This is a genomic window from Sphingomonas bacterium (assembly GCF_903644135.1).
Lineage (GTDB): Bacteria > Pseudomonadota > Alphaproteobacteria > Sphingomonadales > Sphingomonadaceae > Sphingomonas.
Genome location: NZ_CAHJXA010000326.1, coordinates 1 through 3,141, shown reverse-complemented (window position 1 = coordinate 3,141; position 3,141 = coordinate 1). Strand labels below are relative to the sequence as shown.

The following is a 3,141-nucleotide window of genomic DNA, read 5'->3' as shown; positions in this document are numbered from 1 at the left end:
GCGTCCGCTCATGGACAGCATCGCCGCGAGCACGGCGTTCGACTCGCGGGCGAGGCAGATCAGGTGATAGCCGCTCGGTCCGGCGGCCCCGCTCATCCAGTTACGCGCCGTCCGATCCGACGCCCCCGTCCACCGCATGATCGTCTTGGTAGCGCCGCCATGGCCGCCAAGCTCCTGGCGTAGCGCCTCGCGGATCGCCGCCAGATACTCGTCTTCCTTCGGGCGATCGGCGCCCGGAACTTTACTGCCGCTTTTAGGAAACATGTTTCCGCCCTTTGCCAATTATACCGATGGCGCAGCGACTTGCGCTGCAGAGGCGATGTTCGACCGATGATGGTGATAAAGTGGGCAGACGGTGAAGACGCCACAGCGCCTCCGCCCAGGATCAGGGCGGCGCAATATGTCCGCATGTCGACCGAGCATCAGCAATTCTCGACCGACAACCAGGTCGTGGCGATTGCCAAGTTCGCCGATGACAACGGCTATGAGATTGTCAGGACCTACGCCGATGAAGGCAAGAGCGGGCTGAACCTCGGCGGTCGTGCCGGGCTGCAGCAGGTTCTTCACGATGTCGCGACTGGACGTGCCGATTATCAGGCGCTGCTGGTCTATGACGTCAGCAGGCTTGGCCGCTTCCAGGACACCGACGAGGCGGCGACCTACGAACTCCGCCTGCGCAGCGCCGGCATCAAGGTCGAATATGCCAGCGAGCAGTTTCGGAATGACGGCAGCATCGGCTCGTCGATCATCAAGACCGTCAAACGGGCGATGGCTGGCGAGTATAGCCGCGAGCTCTCGGTCAAGGTCTTCGCCGGCCAGTCCAACCTGATCCGCCTCGGCTTCCGCCAGGGAGGCGCGGCTGGGTTCGGCTTGCGCCGCTTGCTGGTCGACCAGAGCGGGTCACCGAAAAGTGAGCTCGGTCGCGGCGAGCAGAAGAGTATCGCCACTGACCGCATCATCCTCGTTCCCGGCCCGCCGGACGAGATTGAGATCGTCCGCGAAGTCTACCGCCTGTTCGTCAAGGCGGAGCGGTCGGAGCACGACATCGCCGCTGAGCTCAATCAGCGCGGCCTAGTTACTGATCTTGGGCGGCCGTGGACGCGTGGCACCGTCCACCAGCTGCTGATCAACGAGAAGTATATCGGCAACAATGTATGGGCGCAGACCTCGTTCAAGTTGAAGCAGCGTCACGTCCGCAACGCGCCGCAGGAGTGGGTGCGCTCGGACGGAGCCTTTGCCGCGATCGTCGATAAGAAGCTGTTCGACAAGGCGCAGGCGATCATCGCCGCGCGCTCCGAACGGTTGACGGGTGAACAGATGCTCGACCGGCTGCGCGCGATCCTCGCCGGGCACGGTACGCTCTCGGGCCTGATCATCGACGAGGCCGAGAGTGCGCCGTCGAGCAGCGCCTATCGTAGCCGCTTCGGCAGCCTGTTGCGCGCTTATGCCCTGGTCGGCTTCGCCCCCAGCCACGACTATCGTTACCTCGAAACCAACCGGAAGCTTCGGCAACTCCACCCGGCGATCGTCGGCGAGGTCATCGACGGCATTCGCGCGGCCGGCGGCAGCGTGACGCAGGACGCGACGACCGACCTGCTGACGATCAACGGCGAGTTCACCGCCTCGATCGTCGTCGTGCGCTGCTTTCAGACAGCGGCGGGATCGTTGCGGTGGAAGCTGCGGCTCGACACGGCGCTGAAGCCCGATTTGACCGTCGCGATCCGCATGGACGCCGAGAACGTCGGCCCGCGCGATTACTATCTGCTGCCACGGCTCGACATGCAGGACGCGGTGCTGCGGCTCGCCGAATATAACGGCCTGTCGCTCGATGCCTACCGCTTTGAAACGCTGGAAACATTCTATTCGATGGCGGCGCGGCAGCCTTGGCCCGCGGCAGCATGAGCGGCGCTCGCCCATCGCAGCGGATCGAATGGATCGCGCTCGACCGGATCACGGTCGTCAACCCGCGCAGCCGCAACAAGAAGACGTTCAAGGAGATAACCGAGAATATTGCGCAGATCGGGCTGAAGCGACCGATCACAGTCACCCGGCGGATCGAGGCCGAAGGCCCATTCTATGATCTCGTCTGCGGCCAGGGTCGGCTCGAAGCCTATCAAGCCTTGGGACAGGTCGAGGTGCCCGCCCTGGTCGTGTCGGCCGATGCCGAGGATTGCCTGATCGCGAGCCTCGTCGAGAATTGCGCGAGACGCCAGCACAACGCCTTCGATCTGCTCCAGGATATCGGCGGCATGCGCGAGCGCGGGCATTCAGCCGCCGAGATCGCCCGCAAGACCGGCCTCTCCGCCGAATATGTGAATGGCGTCGCATGCCTGATCGAGAAAGGTGAGCAGCGCCTGCTGCGCTCGGTGGAGTCGCGCACCATCCCGATCAGCGTTGCGGTCGAGATCGCCGAGGCCGACGACCACAATGTCCAGCGCGCGCTCCAAACGGCGTATGAAAAGGGCCTGCTGCGCGGTCGCAAGCTGCTCGCGGCGAAGCGGCTGGTGGAAGCTCGCCGCCGCCGCGGCAAGAGCCTGGCGAGCCGCGAGGCACGTCCCTCGGAAAAGCTGTCGGCTACGGCACTGGTGCGCGCCTACCAGGAGGATGCCGAGCGCAAGCGCGACATGATCCGGCGTGCCAACATGGCGAAGGATCGTCTCATGTTGATCACTGAGGCGCTCCGGCGGCTGTCCAAGGATGCCCCGCTCATGGCGATCATCCAGGCCGAGAAGCTCGACACGATGCCGGAGAAGATCGCGGCGCGCCTTGGTGGACGAGCTTCGGCATGAGCGCGAAGCGCCCGATCATTCCGGTTCGGCTCGGGTTTGAAGAGACGACCGTTCGCGTCCCGCTCGATGCGATCATGCCGCTGCGCGAGATCACGACGGCCGTGCGCAAGTCCGTCAAGTACGGCCAGATCGCCGCGTCGATCGCCGAGGTCGGCATCATCGAGCCGCCGGCGGTAGCGCGCGATGCCGAGGACCGGGAGCGTTTCCATCTGCTCGACGGGCACCTCCGCGTCGAGATCCTGCGCGAGCGCGGGGAAACCGAAGTCGTCTGCCTGATCGCGATCGACGACGAGGCCTTCACCTACAACAAGCGCATCAGCCGGATGGCGACGATCCAGGAACACCGGATGAT

The 3,141-nt window shown here is 64.6% G+C and carries 4 protein-coding genes and 1 pseudogene; 4 read left to right on the top strand and 1 reads right to left on the bottom strand.

The genetic code is table 11. The features are described from left to right. On the bottom strand, nucleotides 1-264 hold a 264-nt coding region (locus HUU96_RS13830; RefSeq protein WP_174293329.1), incomplete at its 3' end, for a hypothetical protein. Nucleotides 265-330: 66 nt separating this feature from the next. On the opposite strand from HUU96_RS13830, the gene HUU96_RS13825 reads away from it, so the two are divergent. The 4 genes and pseudogenes from HUU96_RS13825 to HUU96_RS13815 all read left to right on the top strand — a co-directional run. Continuing rightward, complete coding sequence (locus HUU96_RS13825; protein WP_368039778.1) at nucleotides 331-1,902, top strand: recombinase family protein; 1,572 nt, start codon at nucleotides 331-333, stop codon at nucleotides 1,900-1,902. After that, nucleotides 1,899-2,138 (top strand): annotated as a pseudogene (locus tag HUU96_RS15225) (ParB N-terminal domain-containing protein); the annotation flags it as partial. The gene HUU96_RS13825 and the pseudogene HUU96_RS15225, both read left to right, overlap by 4 nt. 111 nt (nucleotides 2,139-2,249) lie before the next feature. Next, nucleotides 2,250-2,789, top strand: a complete 540-nt coding sequence (locus tag HUU96_RS15220; protein WP_254605239.1) for a plasmid partitioning protein RepB C-terminal domain-containing protein — start codon at nucleotides 2,250-2,252, stop codon at nucleotides 2,787-2,789. Next, the coding region (locus HUU96_RS13815; RefSeq protein WP_174293327.1) for a ParB N-terminal domain-containing protein at nucleotides 2,786-3,141 on the top strand (356 nt) is incomplete at its 3' end. The genes HUU96_RS15220 and HUU96_RS13815, both read left to right, overlap by 4 nt.